This window comes from Nitrospira sp. KM1, from assembly GCF_011405515.1.
GTDB lineage: Bacteria > Nitrospirota > Nitrospiria > Nitrospirales > Nitrospiraceae > Nitrospira_C.
The window spans coordinates 3,753,603-3,774,438 of sequence record NZ_AP022671.1 but is presented as its reverse complement, the minus strand read 5'-3'; the positions used below and the strand labels follow the sequence as shown (position 1 = coordinate 3,774,438).

Below are 20,836 nucleotides of genomic sequence, written 5' to 3'. Positions count from 1 at the left end.
GGATAATTCCACATGAGACAAGAAGTCCGGCAGGAAACCGGTCGCCCGTCTTTCGCTTTTACCCCACAGACAGGCAATGGCATCCTCGACACCCGCCTACGCAACCAGCTTGTGCCAGGCATATGGCGTCAGATAATACGCAGCGACCGAGAACAACATCCCCAGTACTGTTCCGGACAATCCGGTCACGTACAACCCAATGAAGGGAGAGAGAAACACGATCAGGATCATGAGGACTGCAAGACGCTGGTGTTGCTCGTAAAAGTTTCTCCGCGAGGCGCTGCGCAAAGAATCGCTGAGCGAAGTCTCGGATTGGAACGGCATATGGACAGTATAGGCCTTCTCAACCGGCCATGACAGTCCTTGTCCGCGAGCTGGAATAATCTGGAATAATCATGTGATAAAAATGTTCGATTTTGCTCCCGTCATTACTGGTATGATGACGATTGACTCTCGATCGACCGGAAAAGACTTCTACTACGATCATATATAGAAAGGAGTCGTGGCTTGAATACGACGAAACTGATTGCAGCCGGCATTGTGTTTTCACTTATCCTGGCGCCGGTGGCGCCCACCATCTCGTTTGCGAAGGCCAGAGGAGGCGGAGGAGGATATTCGGGCGGTGGAACGCGGAGTGGAGGCAACGCGGGCAGCTTCGGCAGCCGCGGCTCTCGCACCTATGATCGCAACAGCGCGAAGCCGATCGAGCAGTCAACGACGCCCAAGCCGTCCACTGGACCTCCACAATCCGCCGCTCAGCCGCAGGCGCCTCAACCGGCTCCAGCAGCCCAGCCTTCGTTCCTTCAACGCCATCCCTTGTTGTCCGGAATTGCCGCGGGAATCGCCGGTTCGTGGATTGGGCACATGATTTTCGGGGCAGCCGAGACCAGTGCGAAGACTGATGAGTCAGGGGACCAGAGCGGTGCGTCCACGCAGACCGCGGGAGGATCGAATTTCACCGGGATCCTCTTTCTGATGCTGCTGGGAGGAGGCGTGCTCTATTATCTCTTCCTGAGAAATCGACGGCCCATTCCTGTCCTGACCGGCCCCCATCGTCGCGAAGCTGTGACCGGATCGCTGATGGCTGCCGGCTCATCACGTATTTCCGTGGCTGCCGCTGAAGAAGATGAGATTACGTCCGCCGACAAGGCCACGTTCCAGCAATTGCTGGAGGATGTTCAAACCGCGTGGGGGCGCCAGGATTTGGCAAGCCTCAGGCGAAGCGTGACTCCGGAAATGCTCTCGTATTTCAGCACCGCACTGGCTGAACAGGCCAGCCAGGATCTCGCCAACCACATGGAAGATATCGCCCTGCTCCGAGCCGAGGTACTCGAGTCGTGGACAGAAGACGCCGTACAGTACGCGACCGTCAGCCTGAATTGGAGTGCTCGTGACTATACCGTGTCGTTAACCAAACAGCCCGGACAGGCTGGCTATCTGGTGGAAGGCAGTCTGGATCATCCGACAGAAACAACCGAAGCGTGGACATTCATGCGGCATCTGAACGGAAAGTGGTTGCTCTCCGCTATTCAGCAAGTGCAATAGTAGTCAAACGACCGAGTGGTGTGCCCAACTCGGTTGATGAAACTGAGATTGGGCGCACGCGACCGGACACGTCACGGCGTCACAATTTCTCTTCCTGCTTGTGTCCCCTACCTGAACGTGATAGCGTGCACGAGATCGTGAAGACGTTTCTCCCGATAGGCAAACTCCTTCGAGGTAGGAAAGTCGACGCGATCGCGTAACCCCCAGTACCGTCCTGCATCTTCTGAGCACACCCGTTGCCACCGTCGCTCGCAAGACCAGCCACGAATCGTGGGGATTGTTTCTTACACTTTCAAGAGGTGCATCATTGATTCAAGAAGTTTCGTTAACCCTCCGGGCATTCCTGCGCGACGCAGCAGGAACCCTCTATCATGTCCTGGTGATCATCCTGAGCGCAGGCATCGCGCTTCTGCTTCCGACCGGCGCCAAACAGTTCCTGGCATTGTGGTCGCGAGTCGAGCATGACAAGCTTTCGCTGATCGCGTTGGAGATGACGACCGCCATCCTGCTCATCCTCTGCCTGAACTACATCCGTCGCAGTCTGAGCGACAGGGCCCTTGCCAGCGCAGCCGCCGGCGCCGGCCTCGTGTCATTTTCTCCCCGGCGGGCCCGCGGGGCGCAGCAGCAGATCGAGACGCTCAAAGAACAGCAAGGCACGGGAAGGACCATCATGGTCATCGGCTCCAGCGGCTACAGCACACTTGTGGATCAAGTGGGAGACCTGTCATCGGTACTCGACAAATGCCTGGGCGCAAAAATTCTTCTCGTGGATCCCTATAGCCAGGAGGCGGCCGCACGGATCCAGGCCATTGACCATCCGGCGTTGACGCTGACTCGATTCCGGGAAGAGGTTCGGCAAAGCATCGCCTTGCTCAAACGGCTCAGGGCGATGGGAAAAGCCGTGAAGCTGAAGCTCTATACCGATCCTCCCCTCATCAAGATGGTCATCCTGGGGGATTACCTGTGGCTCCAGCACTATCATGCAGACCTGGATATTCAAACGATGCCCGAATATGTCTTGCGGCATAACCGTCAGAATCACAATCTGTACACCCTGTATGCCCACTATTTCGAGCAGCGATGGGAAAGCACGGACCTTCCTGAATACGACCTCGAAACGGACGAACTGGTCTACCGAACAAAGACCGGAGCCGAGGTCAGGAGGGAGCGTTATGAAGTCGACTCGCATCACACAGTATTAGACGGACAATTGTTCGACCTGCCCCATCAATCCACTGCAAATCAACTGCTGGACGCGGTTCAGTCAAGGCCGGTGATGTCCGCGTAGGAAAGTTGCACAGACCTACGTGAAAAGATGAACCAAATCTCTCTGCTTCCGCTTTAAACCGCCAACCATTTTCCCCGCGCTGCCGGCATATCGCCACGGATCTCTGCACGTTGGACCCGCATCAGACATGTTGTTCCGGCGAGGGACAGCCTTTTCCTTCCGTGTAAACAATGCAACACGCAAAATAGCGCACTTAGAGCTCTGAAAAAGGGCACTCGGTTTGCACAACTGCCAAGTAAAGCGGGCGCGACATTTTTTCTGTCGCACCGCTTTCCGCACATCACGAAAACCCCAAACAAGGAGGTTCAGATGGAGCACGTGATGGAATTTTTATTTGCAAACAAATTTTTTGAGCTGCCGATATTGGAAGCGCTGTCATACATTGTGGCCGTCCTTACGATCGGAGCCGGAATCATGGCATTGTTCTCGACCCTCACAGGCGAGACTGGATCCAAACCGGCGACGGTACAGTATCATGAGGAACGGAGACAGGCTGCGTAGACAGGCGGCGCGGCAGCGAACCGGTCCGGCCCCTCGTACGACAAACGAGACGGCCGGACTGCGTACTATTCTTGGCCAAAGGTACGATCCAAAGACCGTAAACTCTTGGCTGTCTTCAGTTGGGCTGGATTAAGTTTCGCTCGGCGCAGGATCCACCGGGGTGCATACCTACGCTCTTCGTCCGGTCGGTTCATGAGCAGCGTCGCGCACAATACCCCTTGTTTCAACCACCAGACGCTCAGCTGCTTGTCCTTCATCACCCCTCGATAGACGACGTGGTCGTGTCCCTCGGCATTCCCCCAGTATTCGTAGGACAGGTCGAACTCATCCGAGAAGAAATACGGCACATGGACGAAGGGCTGGAACTTGTCCATCATATTGCGCATCGCCACCCGACCCTGTTCAACGGCATTGTCCCAGTGCTCGATCCGCAGACGGCGGCGAAAGATCGCATCGGGATAATTGGCGATATCGCCGGCAGCCCACACGCTGTCCACGTTCGTTTCGAGATACTCGTTCACGCGTATACCGTCTTGATCATGTGTCAACGGCGACCCGCGGAAGAGGCCTAATGCCGGGGTCACGCCGATTCCTGCGACGACAAGATCGACAGGCATCCGCACGCCGGAGCCCAGCACGACCAGCCTCCCGTTCCGTTTGTCCTCGAACCCTACGACTGTTTCATCTTTCATGAGCATGATGCCGTGATCCGCAAATTGTTTCTCAAAGAACGCGGACACCGGAGGCGTGAAGACATGCTCCCAGACGCGGTCACCGGGAAACACCATCGTCGTGTTCATGCCTTCGTTGGTGAGGACGGCGGCGACTTCCATTCCGATAAAACCGGATCCGATCACGACCGCCCGCTTCCCGCGCTTGATGTGCGCGTGAATGTGCTGAGAATCTTTCAGTTGACGGAGATAGAAGATCCACGGCAAATCAGCGCCGGGGACATTGAGTCTGCGTACGGCCGACCCCGTGGTGATCAGCAGTTTCTCGAACCCAATCATCCGGCCGGAGGGACCGTGAAGACGGCGGCGGGCGAAATCAACCTTGCTGACGGAGAAACCTCGAAAGAGCGTGATGCCATGCTCTCGATAAAACGACGGATCGGAAATCAGGATGTCGTCAGGTTTTTTCCCGCCGGCCAGAAAGTCTTTGGACAACGGTGGACGCTCGTAGGGAGGCACCTGTTCAGCCGTGACGATCGCAAGTTGTCCCTTCCCGCCGTTCTGCGATACGAATTCCTTCGCTGCGTATCCGGCCGCCACCCCGCCGCCCAAGATCACCATGGGAAAAGTTTTCATGATTGCTCCGCCATTTCGTATGAGTGTTGGTTCCCGACCGAGTCTCTTCGTCGTTCGCATCTTACTACAGATGAAAAGGAGGCACGCCACTGTGTTTTGACACAACGACTTGGTCACTCAATGTGAAGGCAGATTCCTTCTGTCTCCGGCGTCAGGATGCTTCCGTAAAGACCGATGCGCCATCATGAACGGGAATGACCGGCAAGTACCTGGAATGACAAAAAGCGTGACCGCCGTACAAACTCCGCATACACTGGTCTGGACTTCAACAGACTCAATGGTTTAAGGCCTCCCCTCCGTCGAACATGTTTGAGTTATGAACCACCTCGGCGGAGCCAGGATGACAATGTTTCGATAAAATGCAGGCTGTATGGATGGCATCCGGTTTGCTTCCTTCGACGGGACAGTCTCATAGGACAAGGAGGGGTTATGCGCAGACATTGGACCATCGTATCGTTGGGAGGCCTGGCCGCCTGTTTGCTCATTCAGGCTTGCGCCGGCCAATCCGCATCGACCTCGGGCGACGAGTACATGGCGGGAACAGAGCGGATCGACGAGCAAGCGATCAAGCACATTCCGCCTCCCGGCTTCGGAACCACTACCTCACAAACCAAACCCCACTCGATGCGAGCGGAGTTGTCGGCCCGCAACGCCACCGGCCTTCCGGCCGGGTCATTGAACGACGTGCTGTTCGATTTCGATCAAGCCACCCTCCGGCATGAAGCATTGCCCGGCTTGGAGGCGAACGCCAAACGACTCGAGCAGGACGGAGTGGACTATCTGTTACTGGAAGGGCGCGGCGATGAAGTCGGAACGGCAGCTTATAATATGGTGCTGGGAGAAAAGCGGGCGCAAAGCGTGAAGTCGTATCTGAAGGATTTGGGACTGACGATGCGGTTCAAGACCACCAGCTACGGAAAAGATCGCCCACTGTGTTTCAAGCATGACGAAGATTGCATGCAGAAAAACCGAAGCGTTCATTTTGTCGTCCGCGACTGAACAGTCGCGGACCACCCGCCCGTCTCACACCGCTTCCGCCTTCACCCACCCGGAGTCTGCAGGAGTGCATCGGCAATACATCGCGAGAGCACTGGCCAGGGTATCGATCGCCTCTGCCGACAGCACCTGGCGTTCATTGTAGAGAAACGTCCACACTTCCTTGGGATTGATGACCCACACATCATAACCCGCTGACGGCTCGACTCGTTCTACCCACCAGTCCGGAAACATCACGATCGGCCGGACCCAGGGAATGCGCTTCCGGCCGTCATTGAGCAGGCCGGCCAACCATTTCGCCTGCGATCGAGCCTGCGTCACGGGTTCGTTGGACGGCGGCGCGTTCGCGACCCGGACACTGTTACCGTCAAAAAGGATCTTGGGAGCGTGGTTTCGAGGTTTGTTTCGTGTTTTCGATTCGATCGTAAACACGCCGGCCGGACCAATAATGACATGATCGATATTGAAACCGTTTCCCGGTACGTCGTGAAACACGCGATAGTCTTTTCTGCGAAGCTCTTCCAACATCTGACCGACGATGCGTTCGCCGTCTCGTCCGATTCGAAGATGCGTGATCGATGTTTTCAGAGGAAGAACCTGTTTCCACGCATAGACGATCGTCATCAGTGCCAGAGTCGTCAGAATGAGCGGACTGATCGGCCGTCCCATCCAATATTGAATCCACTCATATCCGGCGAGGACGACCAGGCATAATGGGATGAGGAGGAGGTCGAGTATTTCGTCTTTAAGCCGGGAAATCTGTTCATCGATCGATTGTCCGGGCAGGCGCAGCGGCTGAACCGCTGGAGAAGCATAACGAGGTTGATGCAGAACGTTCGAGATCGGCTGAGACATACGTTCCTCCTTCGACGTGACGAGCCAGAAGGGAGAATCTTATATCGGCATACATAATAGAGGTAGCAAAGTCGCAATTTTGACAGGCAGCCCAGGGCCGGGATGGAAACCGTCCAAACGTGGTACAGTACGCCACCGAGAGGAAATACCTTGGCACCATCCTCCTCTGGAATATGAACAGAGCAAGCCAGCTTCACAGCGGTGCCCGCGAATCGGTCCCCGACGTTACACTTCCCGGAGCGCGCTTGCACCGACGGCGTGAATGGACATGGGTCGTTTTCTTCCTGATCCTGCTGATCCTGTCGGGATGCTCCCAACCGAAACCGAGCGCGGACCAATCGTCAATTCCGCCACCAAGTACAGCCGGCATTGCCACAATCGATTACTGGCGGGACGTGCAACCGATCTTCGAGCGGCGTTGCGCCGTTTGCCATGGGTGCTATGATTCCCCTTGTCAACTGAACCTCACCGCCTATGAAGGAGTCGCGCGCGGCGCGAATAAGAAAGTCGTCTATGATGCCCTTCGTCTCCTGACAGCCGAGCCGACCCGTCTCTTCGACGACGCTCATTCCGTATCCGAATGGCGGAAGAAAAGCTTTTTCCCCGTCCTACAGGAAGATGTAACCGCGACGGAAAGCATGCGCCGCACCGGAGTGCTCGCGCGCATGCTGGCGCTCAAACGCAGTCACCCACTTCCGGCCCAGACGATGCTTCCCGCCGGCTTCGACTTGGCGTTGGACCGCTCACAACAATGTCCGACAGATGCGCAGTTCGACAGCTTTGCCGGGAAATATCCCCAATGGGGGATGCCGTACGGGCTCCCCGGCGTCACGGAGCAGGAGTATCAGACGCTCATCAGATGGATCGAATTGGGCGCCCCCTATACGGAGTCCCGGCCCATTCCACCCGCAGTCGTTACGCAGATAGAGGAATGGGAAGCGTTTCTCAACGTCGATTCGCTCAAGCATCAGCTGATGAGCCGGTACATCTATGAGCACCTTCATCTCACCCAACTCTATTTCGACGATTTCACCGGGCAGTGGTTTCGCCTCGTTCGTTCCAGATCAGCGCCCGGACAACCAATCGAGCTGGTCGCCACACGCAGGCCCTATGATGATCCCGGCGTACCTCGTGTCTACTATCGACTCCAACCGGTGAAGGCCGCGCTCTTGGCGAAGACACACATCCCCTATGGGCTGAGCGCAACGCGCAAGCAGCGTTATCAGGAATTGTTCCTGGACGCAGCGTACGACGTCACCGCGCTTCCCGGTTACGACCCCAAGATCGCCTCCAACCCGTTCATCGCCTTCCGAGATCTGCCGGTTCGTACGCGCTACAAGTTTCTGCTCGACGACGCCTCCGCTTTTGTCACGCAGTTCATCAAAGGCCCTGTCTGTCGCGGGCAAGTCGCGCTGGACGTCATCGACGACCGGTTCTGGATCTTCTTTGTCGATCCCGACAGCACCGTGCTTGATAACAAGGAAGAGTTTTTGGCCAAGAACAGCCGGCACCTCTACCTGCCGACTGAAGAGGGAACGAGTCGATTCGGACTCATCTCCTGGGTGAAATATTCACGCATGCAGGACGAATTTCTGAAAGCCAAGCAGGCGTTCATCGAGTCCCTCAATCTGCGGAACGAAGAAAACAATCTGTCTTTTATTTGGAACGGCCGTGGAAACAATAAGAACGCCGCCCTGACCGTATTCCGCCATGCCGATAGCGGTTCGGTCGTACAGGGGTTGATCGGCGACGATCCGAAAACGTCCTGGCTGCTGTCCTACGATTTGTTCGAGCGGATCTATTACCTGCTCGTCGCCGGGTTCGACGTCTACGGCTTCTCCGGACACCAGCTCGACACCCGGCTCTATATGGACTTCCTGCGGATGGAAGCCGAATCCAACTTCCTGCTGCTCTTGCCGAGCAAAGACCGCGAGCGCGAACGGGATTTCTGGTACCGTGATGCCGACAAGTCCGTGAAGGAATACGTCCTCGGACGGCGTATGAACGTCGATCGGGAAAGCGGTGTCGAATACAAGACTGAGCAGCCCAAGCATGAGCTGTTCGAACTGCTGCACCGGCATCTCGCGGGATCTCTCACCGGAGAGTACGACGTACAAGCAGAGCCGGACGCAGCCATTCGCAGCCAACTCCTCGCGCTGTCGCGGATCAAAGGAAAGGCCTTGCAATGGATGCCGGAAGCCGCGGTGCTTACCGTCACGATCGGGTCGGGCACAGACGTGCATCGCGACCGGATCTACTCGCTTCTTCACGACAACGGATTCAGCAACATCGCCTCACTCTTCAACGTACAGTCCCGGCGCTTGCCCGATGAGGACGGACTGACCGTCTCGCGGGGTCTCATCGGAGCATATCCCAACGCTTTTTATCGTGTAGATCGGCAGAGCCTCCCTGAATTCGTCGCGATGGTCGCCGGGCTGACCGGTGAAGACGATTACCGCAGACTCGCCGAACGTTTCGCCGTGCGCCGTACGAACCCGGACTTCTGGCGGCACAGCGATGCCGTCCACGACGTGTACCATACGATCGCCCCGATAGAAGCCGGCACGCTCGATTACAATCGTCTTGAAAACCGCTAGAGACACGCACGTCGTTAACCCTCCCAGTGTTCCTAACTTACAATTTCCGAGAATTCCTGTCGTCGCGCGGTTACGCGTCCGTCGAACCAAATCTGGCCGTGTGCAGGAATGCGCGTGAGCGTTTCCGCTCAACGCCGCTTGAGCGCAAATGTGAGAACGTTCCCATGCAGATGTCACTGACAAAAAATGGCATTCCAACCGTTTGAGTTTCCATTACTCAGCGGCGGAGCCCTTCCTATCGGCCAGGGACTGCGATTTGCAATTCGGAAGATTGAAACTTCGGCGCTCAGTCAGAGCAAGGAGGAATCAGATGGAACACCACATTGCTGCTGATAAGATCCTTGATGCGGTGAACGCCCATCCAGGATGCGCTCTCGACGAACTCATCCTCAGCATGCCTGAATTGACCTGGTTCGAGGTTTTTCACGAAGTCGACCGCCTGGGGCGCGCAGGCCGTCTGAAGCTCAGTCAGAGCGGTCTGGGCCTGACGACGAGACTCCGCTCGCAATGAGGCATCCCGGAATCGCATAACCGATTCCGTGTTATTGCCCCCTGCCGCTGCGGTCGAGCTGTCGTTCTCTGATCTGGTTCAAATAGCGCTGCGCCTGTTCAATATAGGGCTTATTGGCAGGAATCTCGGGAGCCCGCCGGAGATATTCCCGGAATGCCTGGATCGCCTCACGAGTGTTGCCGTTGTCCCTCAAAAGAATGGCGAGATCGAAATACGGCTGCAGCAGATCCGGGTTGAGTTTGATCGCCGTCCGGTACTCCTCGATGGCTTCCTTGACGTCGCCGTTGGTCGCCAGCGCCGTTCCGAGGTTGAAATGCGTCACGGCATTATTGGGTTGTAGTTCGATGGCCGTGCGGTATTCGCTCAGGGCTCCCTTCATATCACCTTTGAGTTGAAGCGCACTGCCCAGGTTATTGTGAGCTCCCGCGTCATCGGGATGTTGCTTGAGCACCATCCGATATTCGGCAATGGCCCCGTCGAAATCCCCTTTCCCCTGCAGCGCCGCCCCGATCCCCAAATGAGTCTTTTCAAGATTCGGCATGAGTCGGAGCGCCACTTGGAACTCTGCCAGCGCCTCGTCGTAGCGGCCTTGTTGTGTCAGTGAGACACCTTTCTTCCGATGCTCCTCAGCGTTGTCCGGCGTGCGTGCTGACTGGTTCTGAGCCTGGCCTGGATCGATTCCCGCATGGCGGGCGCCGAGCAGGTGCGCCCAGGTGTGGGCGAACTGTTCCTCCGTATCGATGACCGACAGGATGTCACGGCGATGCTGGAGGATCATTTTCACCTCTCCATTATCGGTGGCGGCGGCCAGGCGTTTCCCGTCGATGCCAAGCTCTTTTTGGCGTTCATCAATCGTGTCCTTGATGCGCATCAACTCGGTCTTGGCGCGCTGATTCTCCATCAAGGTATCCAGTTGTCCGCCCACCTCGGCTGGGTCGAAAATAATTTTGACCGGAGCCGACACGGTCATGCCGCCATCGACCTGCGCCGTCTCGACAGGATATTGGAAGATCTGCAGGACGCCGATGCTGTAGGCCAGAAGCTCGTCACGGTTGAGACCCAGCTGCTTCACCGGCTCCGTTGTTTCCAGCCGTTCGACCGCCTGCGTCAATACCAGCGACTTCGCCGCCACTAAGGCGAGCCGTGCCGAATCCTGCTGACTATCATGCTTTTCCATTCGATGTACGCCCGTCGCGGTGACGTTCTGTACTTCGGCAGCGGCGGGTATGCCGGTTGAAAGGCAGCACGCACCGAGCAGCCACGATGAACACGTCGCGAGTTTCATGCGGGCGGGATTGTATCACGAGCCGACTCGTGCGCAGCTGGTAGGAATACGCTATACTCCGGCCATGAGAGGGAGGCGTATCATGAAATCATCCAACCGCATGTTCACGGGCATTGCCTTAGGCATGTCTGTCCTGGCCTGCGCCGTCCTGCCGGTAGAGGGACAGCTGGTGGATTCGTCGCATATTGACATGAGCGGCGCCGGAAAGGCGGCTGGCGTGGAGCCGCTTGGCCGCTATTCCGGGGTCAGAATGAGTACCGAGGCCACGATGGACTACCTGGTCCACGAAGCCGAGCGGGAAGATAAAGAACGCGCGGAGCGGGAAAAGCGCATGAATGTGATGGGCAACTATTCGAACTTCACGTTGGGCGGGCCCACGTACTTCGACCAGCTGTATTACCAGCCCAATCCAAAAGGAAGCCGATAGTGTCTAACTACGCCCTTCCTCCCAGTTCCTGAACTGGTGGAGATCTCCTGCCAGACTCTTCAGCAGCCATGCGATCAGTGCCGCATCATCGACATAGCCAAGCCCGGGAATGAAGTCGGGGATCAAATCCAGCGGATTGATGAAATAGATCATCGCGGCCACGATAGCCACCAGGGTTTGGACGGATACTCCCTTGTAGGAACCGCTCATCCACGCCTTGATCAGCCGGACCAGCAGTTGAATATCCAGCCAGAGCATTCCGCCACGCGCCCGCGCCATCGCCAGCGACTCGCTCAGCAGACGATTGAGCCGGTCCTTGTCCTTCAGATACTGCTTAGCCTGTTGCGTGCGCCGTCCGAACATCGTGACCCGCCTTTCTGAGTGTGAGCGCCCCTCAAATCTACGCCCCGTGTTTTAAAGCAATTCTCCCACTTGCCTGATGTCCAATTAGTGCCCGCCGCCTGACCTCGGCGGACTGAACACTTCGTTGGCATTGCTGAAGGAGCCGCCGGGCACCGGCCCGCCGTCGATGACATAGATTCGCCCGTCCACGACGGCGGACCCCAACCCGTGGCGCCCACCAGGCATCGCGGCCATCGTCTGCCATGTATCTTGTGATGGGTTATATGCCTCGTTCTCGCGAAACGTGCCGTCGCCGCCCTCGCCGCCGAACACATAGATTCGGCCACCGGTCTCAGCCGCAGTGATACCGCTTCGCGCGGTGGGAAGCTCCGCCCCGCGAGTCCAATGATCACGACCCGGATCATAGACCTCGGTCACCGAGAGATTCTTTCGGTAGTCGCCCTTTATCCGCCCGCCGACCGCATAGATTTTTCCGCCTGCGGCCGAGGCTGCCAGATGGTCTCGCGCCGTGGGAAGCATTGCGCGGGAGGTCCAGGAATCATGCGCCGGATCGTAGACCTCCACCGCCGCACTGTTCACGGTCCGGTCATAACCGCCGATGGCGTATAACTTGCCTTCGTGCACGGCGACAGCCAATGCTCCGCGTGCAGTCGGCATGGGCGTCCGCTCGGTCCAAGAATCCGCCGCCGGATCATAGGCATAGACCGTGGCAACCGGCTGCCAGACACTGAGTCCCGACTGCTTGTATCCACCGATGACATATAACTTCCCGTCCACCGCGCCAATACCCACGTGATGCAACCCGGCCGGCATGGGAGCCTTGTCCGTCCACTTGTCCGTGGCAGGATCGTACTCCTGAACAACCGGCGTGATCGACATGTTCATCACGTTGCTCAAGCCCGGCTCCTCGAACCCTCCCACGACATAGATTTTACCGTGCACCGCCGCCGCAGACACCTCGGTCCGCTTGGTCGGCGCGGGAGCAGCCTGGCGCCAGACGCCCCGATCGGAATCGGCCTGTGCGGTCGATACAGAGAAGGAAACCGGGAGAAAGCAGATCGCAACCAGGAACAATTCCAAAGCCGATGGAGAAAAAATGGCAGGAGTGAACGGTCGCATAGCCGTCATTATACAGAATCGAGGCCGTTGATCGACCCCGAATTCACGCATAAACCGTGATGCGCCGAAGATCCGACGAATGACTCCGCGAACGAGATCAGGACACGTGCCGCACTGACAGCACCAGCTGCGCCTGTGTGATGGCGTTGAGCAATGCCTGCCGCTCTGCTTCATTCTTTTTCAACCGCGGAACCCGGTTGACGAAATGCTCAGCCGCCTCGGTCAACGTCTCAAGTGTCTTGATGGTCTCAGTGTGGCCGCTTGAATGTGAACCATTGGCCTTCTTCCGCCGACCAATATAGGTCTGCGGCGCAGAAGGATTGTCTTTTTCCAGTTCCGGTCGCCTCGATCGTGCCATGCCTGCCCTCTAGATCTGTGTATAAGCCGGTTTATGGAGCGAATGAATTGTCTTCCTGATGCGATTCAGGTGTTTACCCTTATAGAGCACCATGTGATGAGATGTCGAGACAGGTAACTAATTGGAATTACGGCGATAATGCGAGTCTCAGCATAGGATTTATGACAAGGAGATACCATTATATATCATATGTCCCGTCTTGCTCCTGATCCGATTCTATAGAGCAGGCATCCCACTATTCCCACTATAAGCAAGCCAGGCCAGCCGCCCAACGGCGGCTGACTGAATATTGTAAACGGATCGGCGCTCAGACCAGGCCACAGCGCGGCCAGCGCGATCGGCACGGCCAACAGGATACCCATTAACGCTTCGCCGGTAATTAGGCCCGCAGAAAAGAGCAGTCCGCGACGCGACGAGTCTTCTCCTCCGCCTGCCGCCCGCTTGGCCAAAGCAGCAATCGCACCGCCCAGGAAGACAGTGGCAGAGAGTTTGAACGGAAGGTAAATGCCCAGTGCCACGGCAAGGACGGGCAAACGAAAGTCGCTGCCGCGCGTTTCCTGGCGTCGATCCAACAGAATCACCACCACGCCGATCACCGCACCCAAGCCGACGAGGCGCCAGGGAAGCCCTGCACCAAACACGCTCCGCGTAAGGCTCGCCATGAGGGTGGCTTGCGGTGCGCTCAGCGCATGGGGGTGGCTGACCGTCGGCTCGCCGATCCCATACTTCGCGTGAAGCAGCGACAGCACCGGCACCAACACGACGGCGCCGGTCAGCACGCCAACCACCTGCATGATTTGCTGCTTCCACGGCGTCGCGCCGACAAGATAGCCGGTTTTCAAATCTTGTAAATTGTCTCCCCCCATGGCCGCAGCGCAGCAGACCACCGCGCCGATCACCAGCGCTGCGGCCGGTCCGGCCGGATGTCCGGCTCCCATGAACAAGACGAGCAACAAGGCGGCCAGCATAATTGTGGCGATCGTGACGCCGGATACCGGATTGCTCGAGCTGCCGACCAAGCCGGCCATATAGGCTGCGACCGAGGAAAAGAGAAAGGCCGCGAGCGCCATGACGATCGTCATCAGAATGCCGATCCCGAAGCTGCCCACCACCGCGGCATAGATCCAGGCCATCGGAATCATCGACAGAAAGAACGGAACGACGATCCATGGCAGGGATGCATCCTGTTCCGTTCTCGCCACGGCTGTATCTGCACGAACGGCGCGCGCCGCGCGGTAACTGTCACGCAGGGTCTGCAAACTCTTCCATACCGGCGCGCGCATTTTTGTCAGCGTCCAGAGGCCGCCGGTCAGCATCGCGCCGATGCCGACGTAGCGGATGTGCTCGCTCCAGATCGTTCTGGCCGCCGTCACTCCGTTCAGATCTGGAGGCACACCGTTAAGCACCCCATAGGCCGGCATCAGGACCAGCCATCCGATGACGCCGCCAATGAGCACGACCACGGATGTGTGGAGTCCGATGATATACCCAACCGCGAGCAGGGCAGGCGACAGGTTGATTCCCCCATAGAGCACGGTCCGGCCCACGTGAGCGGCCCCTTCCAACGATTCAGCCCATACCCGCAAACCACTCTCCCCGACCTTCACCACTCCACCGATAAGCGCGGCAGAAAACAAGGCCCGGAAATCCCCAGCCGCCTCGGCTCGACTGCCGGCATTACGGTCAGCGGCCGCAACTTTCAGAACCTCCGCCGTCGCGACGCCTTCCGGGAAGCGCAAGCGAGCCGTGACAATCAGCGCCCGCCGCAAAGGGATGGTAAAAAGCACGCCGAGGAGTCCGCCTACCGTCGCAATCACGGTCGTCTGCCAGTAATCGAACGACGACCAATAGCCCACCAACAGCAGTGCCGGAATCGTGAAGATCACGCCGGCGGCCAAAGCCTCGCCGGATGACGCCGCAGTCTGGACGATATTGTTTTCGAGTATGTTCGACCGGCGAAAGAGCCGAAGAATGGCCATCGAAGCGACCGCGGCTGGAATGGACGCGGAGACCGTCATCCCGGCGAACAGCCCCAGATAGGCATTGGCCGCGGCTAGGACCGCCGCCAGGACTATCGACAACACGACCGCTTTCACGGTGATTTCAGGAAGCGTGACGGAAGGTGGAATGAGCGGGCGATCGTCACTCATGCGGACGGTAGGTTACCCTGGACATGGGACGTAAAATCAATGTGAAAGAGCGCATCATTAGAACAGCAGAATAGGCATTTTCGCAGCGATACAATAAATTAAGAAATGCGGATGGATCACCACAATCTACATCCGGAGGTGATGTATGTTCGGCGATATGGGCGGCAGCGTACTCATCGTCATGATGATCATGTCGATCATCGTGGGCTTTGCCATATTCGTCACTGTTTCGTTGAGGTTGATACTCGGGGCGGAGCCTGAGGCGATGGACCGGCAATCAGCGGGACATTCTGCAATGAAGCCCGTGATTCGCAAAGCTGCATGAACGACCATGCAGGCGCGGTAGATGGTGGGGGAAAGCAATCGATGCGTTTCTGCTAGAGGATTACCTCGCAAGGCTGCAGAAATACCTTGAGGGCAACTTCTTCTCCCTGGTTGGCATCAAGGAGATTCATATACAATTGCTTCATTCCTTTAACCGCCGCGCCCACTTGCTGATCTTCGAGCGCGACCATGAACGAGACGTTTGTCTCCGTCCAGCTATACTTTGAAACAGTCCCCGTTTGGCCTTTGCCGCCCAGTCCCGACATGACCGTATAGCCTTTGACCCCGACATCGTTCAACATCTGAACCACCGCGCTTTCGAACTTATCCCGGCAGATAATGGTGAGCATTTTCATGGAGTCACCTCCTGGTCAATACTCCCCTTCATCCTACACCATGACCTCGCTTCCTGGTCCCTTCTTACCACTTATTTATCTCTTGTACAGCACCGCTCCCTACCTGAAATCCCTGACGCTCGAGTGGTATTCCCATTGTCGAGACCTTTGGCCGTACCGAACGAACTGTTCGCTCTCAGCCCTCTCTCTGTATGCTGTACTCACATCGCGACGCCGCCGCCAACCTGAATCTTGTCTCCGGTAATCCATCCTGCTTCCTCGCTGACCATGAAGGCCACCACATCGGCGATGTCCTTCGGTGTTCCCAGACGGCCCAGGGGGGAAGATTGCACGCCCACGGTTTTCAGCTGTGGATCGCTCAGCATGTCGGTGTCGGTAAATCCTGGCGAGATCGTGTTCACCGTGATCTTGCGTGCGCCCAACTCCTTGGCCGCCACCTTTGAAAAATATTCGAGCGCCGACTTGCTGCCGCCATAGATGCTGCTCGCAGGGAAATAGAGTTCTGTGGCCCCGGTGGAGAGGTTGATGATCCTCCCGCCGTCCGCCATCCGTTTCGCCGCTTCTTGCAAGGCAAAGAACTGCCCTTTCGTATTGACGGCAAACATCTGGTCATACTCCTCCTCGGTTGCTTCGAGAATCGGTTTCGTCCAGAAGATGCCCGCATTGTTGATGAGGATATCCAGACGGCCGAAGGCCTTATCTGTCTCTTGGAACAGGCGCCGGACGTCGGCCACTTTCCCTAGATCGGCTTGAACTGCAATGGCTTTCGAGCCGTCTTCGTTGATGCTGGCCACGATCTTCTTCGCCTCCTCCGCGCTTTTCGTATAATTCACCACGACGCTGGCCCCCTGCTTTCCAAGCTTCAGGGCAATCTCTCGCCCGATCCCACGAGATGCACCTGTGACGACTGCGACCTTTCCTTTGAGTGAAGCCATGATTGCTCTCCTTTCATATGTCTACGCGCCGATGAATCGTGTTTGGGACCTCGACTGCTTGACCCTCGATAGAGCGCATGAAATATGCCAATGGCAGGACGATGGGGAATTGTGCACCTAAGTGCTGAAGAATACAGCACCCCGTGCGCCAATGTTACGAGGATTCAGCATTGGAAGCGAACACCGTGAGGAGACTGTTGATGCCGTCATATCGGCACGAGCCGAATATCCGGCGTGAGACCGATTATTCAACCGGCTCGAATCGAGGCTGATCGACATTCAATATTTGATAGGCCTCTTCCTCCGTTCGCACGACATGCAGGTTGGGACGTGCATCCCCACCTTGCAATTCAAACATGCGTGCCATGCCGAACAAGTCGAGAGTCGGCGCCACGAACACGACCGGACGGCTCTTATCCGGCATGATCGGTTTAGAGCTGGCAAGCTCGCGCATCGTCTGGCTCGAAAATGCCACCGCCGTTACCCCTGAAAAATCCGTGATGCCGGCTTGCGGATCAAATCGTCCGACGTTCTCCTGACCATACCGATATACGGTCTTGAGATCGTCATCCGTCGCCCGTCCTTCGAATTTGACGCGAAGGATCCGATGCGTTGGATCGAAATCAATTCGATACGGCACGTGAGGCCCCTTGGATGGTCAAGAGCGCGGGAATATTTATAAAGCCGATCGACGAGCGGAGTAAAGCGGGATGAACAATCTTCTCCCGTCCCGTCGTTTCACCCTTTGGAGGATCTGAGATGTATCGGACGGCGGAGCATTATTTCGTCGGCTGTTGCTTGGATAAGGGATTCCTCACGACATCAGGCTGCACTCTTTCATAATCGCAGAGGGTTTCATACACGGCGTCTTTCTTGATCTCATACGTCGCGCACGGGCGTCCATTTCCATCTCTCGAATACCCAATCGGCACCCGCTGCTTTTCAGGGACCAAGAACTCACACCCGCACAAGAGAGCAAGTGCGCCTGTGGACGCGAGCAGGCAATGGGTCAGGGAATGCCCGGACAATTCCTTCACGTTCTTTCTCCAACGCGGTCGCCCCGGCCGACGATCACGAACGGACCACGGACGGGATTCCTCGGAGACTTGCGCATGTCATGTCCGTCGGGCAATCGTTCAAAAGAAGGGGTCGGCAATGAAGCACTGCAGGGAGAAGGAAACAGATGGCCCTTCAGAACACCTGCACACGGGCAGGAACTATTGTTAAGCTGGCAAGAGAAGCTGTTACCAAATGAGGGCCCTGGAGAATGGCAGAACAGACCGTTGAGTCTCATTTATTTATTATCCTGGGAGCCACGGGGGACCTGACGAGACGAAAACTGCTCCCGGCGCTTTACCAATTGAGCAACCGCGGGCTCGAATGTCGGGATCTCTCGATTGTGGGAGCCTCTCTCCAGGAGATGGGAACGGACGCCTTTCGTCTCTGGGCCTATGAGGGGCTGCAAAAGGCCGGCTGGCGCCATGACAACAACCTCCGTGCCTGGTGCGACGCCTGCCTGTACTATCAAAGCGTCGGGAGCGGCAGCGCGCAGGATTACGAGGCCTTGGCCGGCTTTATCAGTGAACTGGAACGAGCCCGGGCCACACCGCACAATCGCGTATTCTATTTAGCCCTGCCGCCGGATACCGTCCCGACCACAATCCAACGCCTCGCGGAGGCCGCCCTCTTAAAGAGCGACGGCTGGATTCGCATCGTCTTCGAAAAGCCGTTCGGCCACGACGTCCAGTCGGCGCACGCGCTTAACGATCGGTTGCATCGCTACCTTGATGAATCCCAGATCTATCGCATCGACCATTATCTGGGCAAAGAAACGGTGCAGAACCTCTTGGCGTTCCGGTTTGCCAATCCGATCTTCGAGTCGCTGTGGAGACGAGATACCGTCGACCACGTACAGATTACCGTGGCGGAGGACATTGGCGTCGAACGTCGCGGCGCCTACTACGACCAATCCGGCGCATTGCGTGACATGGTGCAGAATCATCTCACGCAGTTGCTGACTGTCATGGCCATGGAGGTGCCGTCCTCGTTCGAAGCCGGCGCGATTCGAAGCGAGAAGCGAAAGGTGCTCCAGTCCGTGGCGCCGATCTCTCGGGAGGACGTGGTGTTCGGCCAGTATACGGCCTGGCAGATCGGCAACCTCCTCATTCCTGGCTATCGCGAAGAACCCGGCGTGCCCGACGATTCCATGACGGAAACATTCGTAGCGTTGAAGATGGAAATCCACAATTGGCGATGGAAAGGAGTGCCGTTCTACCTCCGCACAGGAAAACGTCTGCCGCGTAAAATGACCCAGATCGCCGTGACCTTCCGCGAGGCACCGGCACAGATCTTCCGGGCCCTCGGTGCGGATGGTCCGTCGCCCAATCAGCTGCTCATCACGCTGCAACCGAGCGAAGGATTTTCCCTGTGCTTTTCCGTCAAAAGACCGGGGCGGCCGTTTCAGTTCAGCGACCGAGCCCTGCATTTCGATTATGAAGAAGCGTTCGGCGCGTTACCGGAATCGTACGAGACATTGCTTCGAGACGTAATGATCGGCGATCAGACATTGTTTGTCAGCGCTGACTTCACGGAAACTGCATGGCGACTCTACGACCGCGTGATCGCCGAAAAACAGGACGTGCATTTTTATACGGCCGGCATGTGGGGACCGCCGGAAGCTGATGCCCTCGTAGAGCGAAACGGACATCGCTGGCAGTTAGGCTGGTAGGACGCCACTCAACTTTGCCATTCGGCCAACTCGACTGTGATGCCTTCGGGGCCTGAAAGAAAGACCAATTTGCGGGAATGAAAGGTCATCACGTCGTTGCGGAGCGTGACACCCTGGATGGTGAGGCGCTTCACCTCGGCGTCCACATCGTTCACGGCAAAACAGATGTGGTTATAGCCGAGTCTTGCCAGGTTCGCGGCATCCGATTCGGGAATCGTTTCAGGGTGGCGATACCTCAGCAGCTGGATTTCGAAGCGCGGTGACGACCGCGTCGCCACCAAGGTCACATGCTCGGCTTCAATCCCGTCCACGCCCATGTAGCGGGCAAACACTTCACCTGAGATCACGACGGACTTTTCTTCCGCAAACCCCAACAGGGCGAAAAACTCCTTGGCCTTGGCCACATCGCGCACGACTACCGTTACATGGTCCAGATGCATGATCATGGGTGCGTCCTCCCCGTCGTTTTGGAACCTCATCCCGGCATTTATCGGATACGGCTCTTGCCGCAATCGTGGATTCTTTCATTTCTATCAAAAGATACGCTCTCCATACGTGAGGCTCGCGTATCGTAAAGCATTCGAACAAGGACCAGCCATCCTGGAAATGTTCCATGCCGACGAGAATGGCTTGATTGGGAGCAAAGGGCGAATTCGATTGGCTATCAAGACCATTCTGCTAGATTGCTCTCAGAGGAACTATATGCCAAATGTACCCATCTTGTTTCATGACATCGACGGAGTGCTGTTTGGGCACTATGCGGGAGAATTCCAGCTCCGGCCCGGCGTGAAATCCTGGCTGGCGTGGGCGCACGAGCACTTCGAACTCATCTGGTTGACATCGTGGGAATCGGAAAGGATCCACTCGCTCTTGAGAGTGCTCTGCTGCGACAAGTTTGGAGACAATTTAGAGTCTCCGCCCTTTCACCATGCCAACTGGACGAACTACGAGAACAAAGTCGTCTGGGTCCAGCAGGCCGTCCAGAAGCTGAACGGCCGCGAGTGGTTCTGGATCGACGACGAGATCGAGAAATTTTCCCTTGAGATCGAATCGGCAGGCATCCCGCTTGGCCGATGTATCCAATCAAACCCGACCGGCCGGGATGAATTATTGAGCATTCAGTCCACCTTGAATCATTGTCTCGCGAACCGGAACATGAACGAGTCGGACAACGAGCGTGCCGCCTAGCAA

Annotated in this window: 23 protein-coding genes; 10 read left to right on the top strand and 13 right to left on the bottom strand. The window is 57.0% G+C overall.

Going from position 1 to position 20,836, the window contains the following annotated elements; translation table 11 throughout:
* Positions 1 to 96 precede the first annotated feature (96 nt).
* Positions 97 to 324, bottom strand: a complete 228-nt coding sequence (locus tag W02_RS17855) for a hypothetical protein (RefSeq protein WP_173050173.1) — start codon at positions 322 to 324, stop codon at positions 97 to 99.
* A gap of 183 nt (positions 325 to 507) precedes the next feature.
* Here W02_RS17855 and W02_RS17850 point away from each other — a divergent pair, with 183 nt between their 5' ends.
* The 3 genes from W02_RS17850 (at position 508) to W02_RS17840 (ending at position 3,334) form a co-directional block, all read left to right on the top strand.
* Entirely contained in the window at positions 508 to 1,545 is a 1,038-nt protein-coding gene (locus W02_RS17850) for a Tim44 domain-containing protein (protein WP_173050171.1), read from the top strand.
* A gap of 307 nt (positions 1,546 to 1,852) precedes the next feature.
* Positions 1,853 to 2,833: a hypothetical protein gene (locus W02_RS17845; protein WP_173050169.1), complete on the top strand. Its 981-nt coding sequence runs from the start codon at positions 1,853 to 1,855 to the stop codon at positions 2,831 to 2,833.
* A gap of 309 nt (positions 2,834 to 3,142) precedes the next feature.
* Complete coding sequence (locus tag W02_RS17840) at positions 3,143 to 3,334, top strand: hypothetical protein (RefSeq protein WP_173050167.1); 192 nt, start codon at positions 3,143 to 3,145, stop codon at positions 3,332 to 3,334.
* Between the two features lie 65 nt (positions 3,335 to 3,399).
* On the opposite strand, the gene W02_RS17835 is transcribed toward W02_RS17840, so the two are convergent.
* Complete coding sequence (locus tag W02_RS17835) at positions 3,400 to 4,641, bottom strand: NAD(P)/FAD-dependent oxidoreductase (protein ID WP_173050165.1); 1,242 nt, start codon at positions 4,639 to 4,641, stop codon at positions 3,400 to 3,402.
* A 429-nt stretch (positions 4,642 to 5,070) separates the two neighbouring features.
* Here W02_RS17835 and W02_RS17830 point away from each other — a divergent pair, with 429 nt between their 5' ends.
* Positions 5,071 to 5,640, top strand: coding sequence for an OmpA family protein (locus tag W02_RS17830; RefSeq protein ID WP_173050163.1), 570 nt, complete (start codon positions 5,071 to 5,073; stop codon positions 5,638 to 5,640).
* A 24-nt stretch (positions 5,641 to 5,664) separates the two neighbouring features.
* On the opposite strand, the gene W02_RS17825 is transcribed toward W02_RS17830, so the two are convergent.
* Positions 5,665 to 6,492: a nuclease-related domain-containing protein gene (locus W02_RS17825; RefSeq protein WP_173050161.1), complete on the bottom strand. Its 828-nt coding sequence runs from the start codon at positions 6,490 to 6,492 to the stop codon at positions 5,665 to 5,667.
* A 245-nt stretch (positions 6,493 to 6,737) separates the two neighbouring features.
* On the opposite strand from W02_RS17825, the gene W02_RS17820 reads away from it, so the two are divergent.
* Together W02_RS17820 and W02_RS17815 are read left to right on the top strand one after the other, a co-directional pair.
* Complete coding sequence (locus W02_RS17820) at positions 6,738 to 9,089, top strand: fatty acid cis/trans isomerase (RefSeq protein ID WP_197742058.1); 2,352 nt, start codon at positions 6,738 to 6,740, stop codon at positions 9,087 to 9,089.
* Positions 9,090 to 9,399: 310 nt separating this feature from the next.
* Positions 9,400 to 9,600, top strand: coding sequence for a hypothetical protein (locus W02_RS17815; RefSeq protein ID WP_173050157.1), 201 nt, complete (start codon positions 9,400 to 9,402; stop codon positions 9,598 to 9,600).
* A 31-nt stretch (positions 9,601 to 9,631) separates the two neighbouring features.
* On the opposite strand, the gene W02_RS17810 is transcribed toward W02_RS17815, so the two are convergent.
* Positions 9,632 to 10,885, bottom strand: coding sequence for a tetratricopeptide repeat protein (locus W02_RS17810; protein WP_173050155.1), 1,254 nt, complete (start codon positions 10,883 to 10,885; stop codon positions 9,632 to 9,634).
* Between the two features lie 82 nt (positions 10,886 to 10,967).
* Here W02_RS17810 and W02_RS17805 point away from each other — a divergent pair, with 82 nt between their 5' ends.
* Complete coding sequence (locus tag W02_RS17805) at positions 10,968 to 11,312, top strand: hypothetical protein (protein ID WP_173050153.1); 345 nt, start codon at positions 10,968 to 10,970, stop codon at positions 11,310 to 11,312.
* Between the two features lie 3 nt (positions 11,313 to 11,315).
* Here W02_RS17805 and W02_RS17800 read toward each other — a convergent pair whose 3' ends face one another.
* From W02_RS17800 to W02_RS17785, 4 genes are all read right to left on the bottom strand, one after another.
* Complete coding sequence (locus tag W02_RS17800) at positions 11,316 to 11,675, bottom strand: YkvA family protein (RefSeq protein WP_173050150.1); 360 nt, start codon at positions 11,673 to 11,675, stop codon at positions 11,316 to 11,318.
* A gap of 84 nt (positions 11,676 to 11,759) precedes the next feature.
* Complete coding sequence (locus W02_RS17795) at positions 11,760 to 12,803, bottom strand: kelch repeat-containing protein (RefSeq protein ID WP_197742057.1); 1,044 nt, start codon at positions 12,801 to 12,803, stop codon at positions 11,760 to 11,762.
* An 88-nt stretch (positions 12,804 to 12,891) separates the two neighbouring features.
* Positions 12,892 to 13,152, bottom strand: coding sequence for a hypothetical protein (locus W02_RS17790; protein ID WP_173050148.1), 261 nt, complete (start codon positions 13,150 to 13,152; stop codon positions 12,892 to 12,894).
* 185 nt (positions 13,153 to 13,337) lie between these two features.
* Positions 13,338 to 15,302 carry an OPT family oligopeptide transporter gene (locus W02_RS17785; RefSeq protein ID WP_173050146.1) on the bottom strand — a complete coding sequence of 655 codons (1,965 nt, stop codon included), beginning with the start codon at positions 15,300 to 15,302 and terminating at the stop codon, positions 13,338 to 13,340.
* Positions 15,303 to 15,447: 145 nt separating this feature from the next.
* Between W02_RS17785 and W02_RS17780 the strand changes: the two genes are divergently transcribed.
* The gene (locus W02_RS17780) at positions 15,448 to 15,627 is read left to right on the top strand and encodes a hypothetical protein (protein ID WP_173050144.1); all 180 of its coding nucleotides are present in this window, start codon (positions 15,448 to 15,450) and stop codon (positions 15,625 to 15,627) included.
* Between the two features lie 52 nt (positions 15,628 to 15,679).
* Here W02_RS17780 and W02_RS17775 read toward each other — a convergent pair whose 3' ends face one another.
* The 4 genes from W02_RS17775 to W02_RS17760 all read right to left on the bottom strand — a co-directional run bounded on the left by W02_RS17775 (position 15,680) and on the right by W02_RS17760 (position 17,954).
* Positions 15,680 to 15,982, bottom strand: a complete 303-nt coding sequence (locus W02_RS17775) for a P-II family nitrogen regulator (RefSeq protein WP_173050142.1) — start codon at positions 15,980 to 15,982, stop codon at positions 15,680 to 15,682.
* A gap of 200 nt (positions 15,983 to 16,182) precedes the next feature.
* Positions 16,183 to 16,917 carry an SDR family oxidoreductase gene (locus tag W02_RS17770; protein ID WP_173050140.1) on the bottom strand — a complete coding sequence of 245 codons (735 nt, stop codon included), beginning with the start codon at positions 16,915 to 16,917 and terminating at the stop codon, positions 16,183 to 16,185.
* 244 nt (positions 16,918 to 17,161) lie between these two features.
* Positions 17,162 to 17,557, bottom strand: coding sequence for a hypothetical protein (locus W02_RS17765; RefSeq protein WP_173050138.1), 396 nt, complete (start codon positions 17,555 to 17,557; stop codon positions 17,162 to 17,164).
* A 139-nt stretch (positions 17,558 to 17,696) separates the two neighbouring features.
* On the bottom strand, positions 17,697 to 17,954 hold the full coding sequence (locus W02_RS17760; protein ID WP_173050136.1) for a hypothetical protein: 258 nt from the start codon (positions 17,952 to 17,954) through the stop codon (positions 17,697 to 17,699).
* A gap of 230 nt (positions 17,955 to 18,184) precedes the next feature.
* Between W02_RS17760 and zwf the strand changes: the two genes are divergently transcribed.
* Positions 18,185 to 19,645, top strand: coding sequence for a glucose-6-phosphate dehydrogenase (zwf, locus tag W02_RS17755; RefSeq protein ID WP_173050133.1), 1,461 nt, complete (start codon positions 18,185 to 18,187; stop codon positions 19,643 to 19,645).
* Positions 19,646 to 19,653: 8 nt separating this feature from the next.
* Here the strand turns inward: zwf and W02_RS17750 are convergent, their stop codons facing one another.
* Positions 19,654 to 20,091: a VOC family protein gene (locus W02_RS17750; RefSeq protein ID WP_173050131.1), complete on the bottom strand. Its 438-nt coding sequence runs from the start codon at positions 20,089 to 20,091 to the stop codon at positions 19,654 to 19,656.
* Positions 20,092 to 20,347: 256 nt separating this feature from the next.
* Here W02_RS17750 and W02_RS17745 point away from each other — a divergent pair, with 256 nt between their 5' ends.
* Entirely contained in the window at positions 20,348 to 20,833 is a 486-nt protein-coding gene (locus W02_RS17745) for a hypothetical protein (protein WP_173050129.1), read from the top strand.
* Positions 20,834 to 20,836 lie beyond the last annotated feature (3 nt).

What these genes read in the sequence shown, in the direction of transcription:
- W02_RS17855 (WP_173050173.1), bottom strand. Translation starts at nt 324, where the DNA reads ATGCCGTTCCAATCCGAGACTTCGCTCAGCGATTCTTTGCGCAGCGCC.
- W02_RS17840 (WP_173050167.1), top strand. Translation starts at nt 3,143, where the DNA reads ATGGAGCACGTGATGGAATTTTTATTTGCAAACAAATTTTTTGAGCTG.
- W02_RS17835 (WP_173050165.1), bottom strand. Translation starts at nt 4,641, where the DNA reads ATGAAAACTTTTCCCATGGTGATCTTGGGCGGCGGGGTGGCGGCCGGA.
- W02_RS17830 (WP_173050163.1), top strand. Translation starts at nt 5,071, where the DNA reads ATGCGCAGACATTGGACCATCGTATCGTTGGGAGGCCTGGCCGCCTGT.
- W02_RS17825 (WP_173050161.1), bottom strand. Translation starts at nt 6,492, where the DNA reads ATGTCTCAGCCGATCTCGAACGTTCTGCATCAACCTCGTTATGCTTCT.
- W02_RS17815 (WP_173050157.1), top strand. Translation starts at nt 9,400, where the DNA reads ATGGAACACCACATTGCTGCTGATAAGATCCTTGATGCGGTGAACGCC.
- W02_RS17810 (WP_173050155.1), bottom strand. Translation starts at nt 10,885, where the DNA reads ATGAAACTCGCGACGTGTTCATCGTGGCTGCTCGGTGCGTGCTGCCTT.
- W02_RS17805 (WP_173050153.1), top strand. Translation starts at nt 10,968, where the DNA reads ATGAAATCATCCAACCGCATGTTCACGGGCATTGCCTTAGGCATGTCT.
- W02_RS17800 (WP_173050150.1), bottom strand. Translation starts at nt 11,675, where the DNA reads ATGTTCGGACGGCGCACGCAACAGGCTAAGCAGTATCTGAAGGACAAG.
- W02_RS17795 (WP_197742057.1), bottom strand. Translation starts at nt 12,803, where the DNA reads ATGACGGCTATGCGACCGTTCACTCCTGCCATTTTTTCTCCATCGGCT.
- W02_RS17790 (WP_173050148.1), bottom strand. Translation starts at nt 13,152, where the DNA reads ATGGCACGATCGAGGCGACCGGAACTGGAAAAAGACAATCCTTCTGCG.
- W02_RS17785 (WP_173050146.1), bottom strand. Translation starts at nt 15,302, where the DNA reads ATGAGTGACGATCGCCCGCTCATTCCACCTTCCGTCACGCTTCCTGAA.
- W02_RS17780 (WP_173050144.1), top strand. Translation starts at nt 15,448, where the DNA reads ATGTTCGGCGATATGGGCGGCAGCGTACTCATCGTCATGATGATCATG.
- W02_RS17775 (WP_173050142.1), bottom strand. Translation starts at nt 15,982, where the DNA reads ATGAAAATGCTCACCATTATCTGCCGGGATAAGTTCGAAAGCGCGGTG.
- W02_RS17770 (WP_173050140.1), bottom strand. Translation starts at nt 16,917, where the DNA reads ATGGCTTCACTCAAAGGAAAGGTCGCAGTCGTCACAGGTGCATCTCGT.
- zwf (WP_173050133.1), top strand. Translation starts at nt 18,185, where the DNA reads ATGGCAGAACAGACCGTTGAGTCTCATTTATTTATTATCCTGGGAGCC.
- W02_RS17750 (WP_173050131.1), bottom strand. Translation starts at nt 20,091, where the DNA reads ATGATCATGCATCTGGACCATGTAACGGTAGTCGTGCGCGATGTGGCC.
- W02_RS17745 (WP_173050129.1), top strand. Translation starts at nt 20,348, where the DNA reads ATGCCAAATGTACCCATCTTGTTTCATGACATCGACGGAGTGCTGTTT.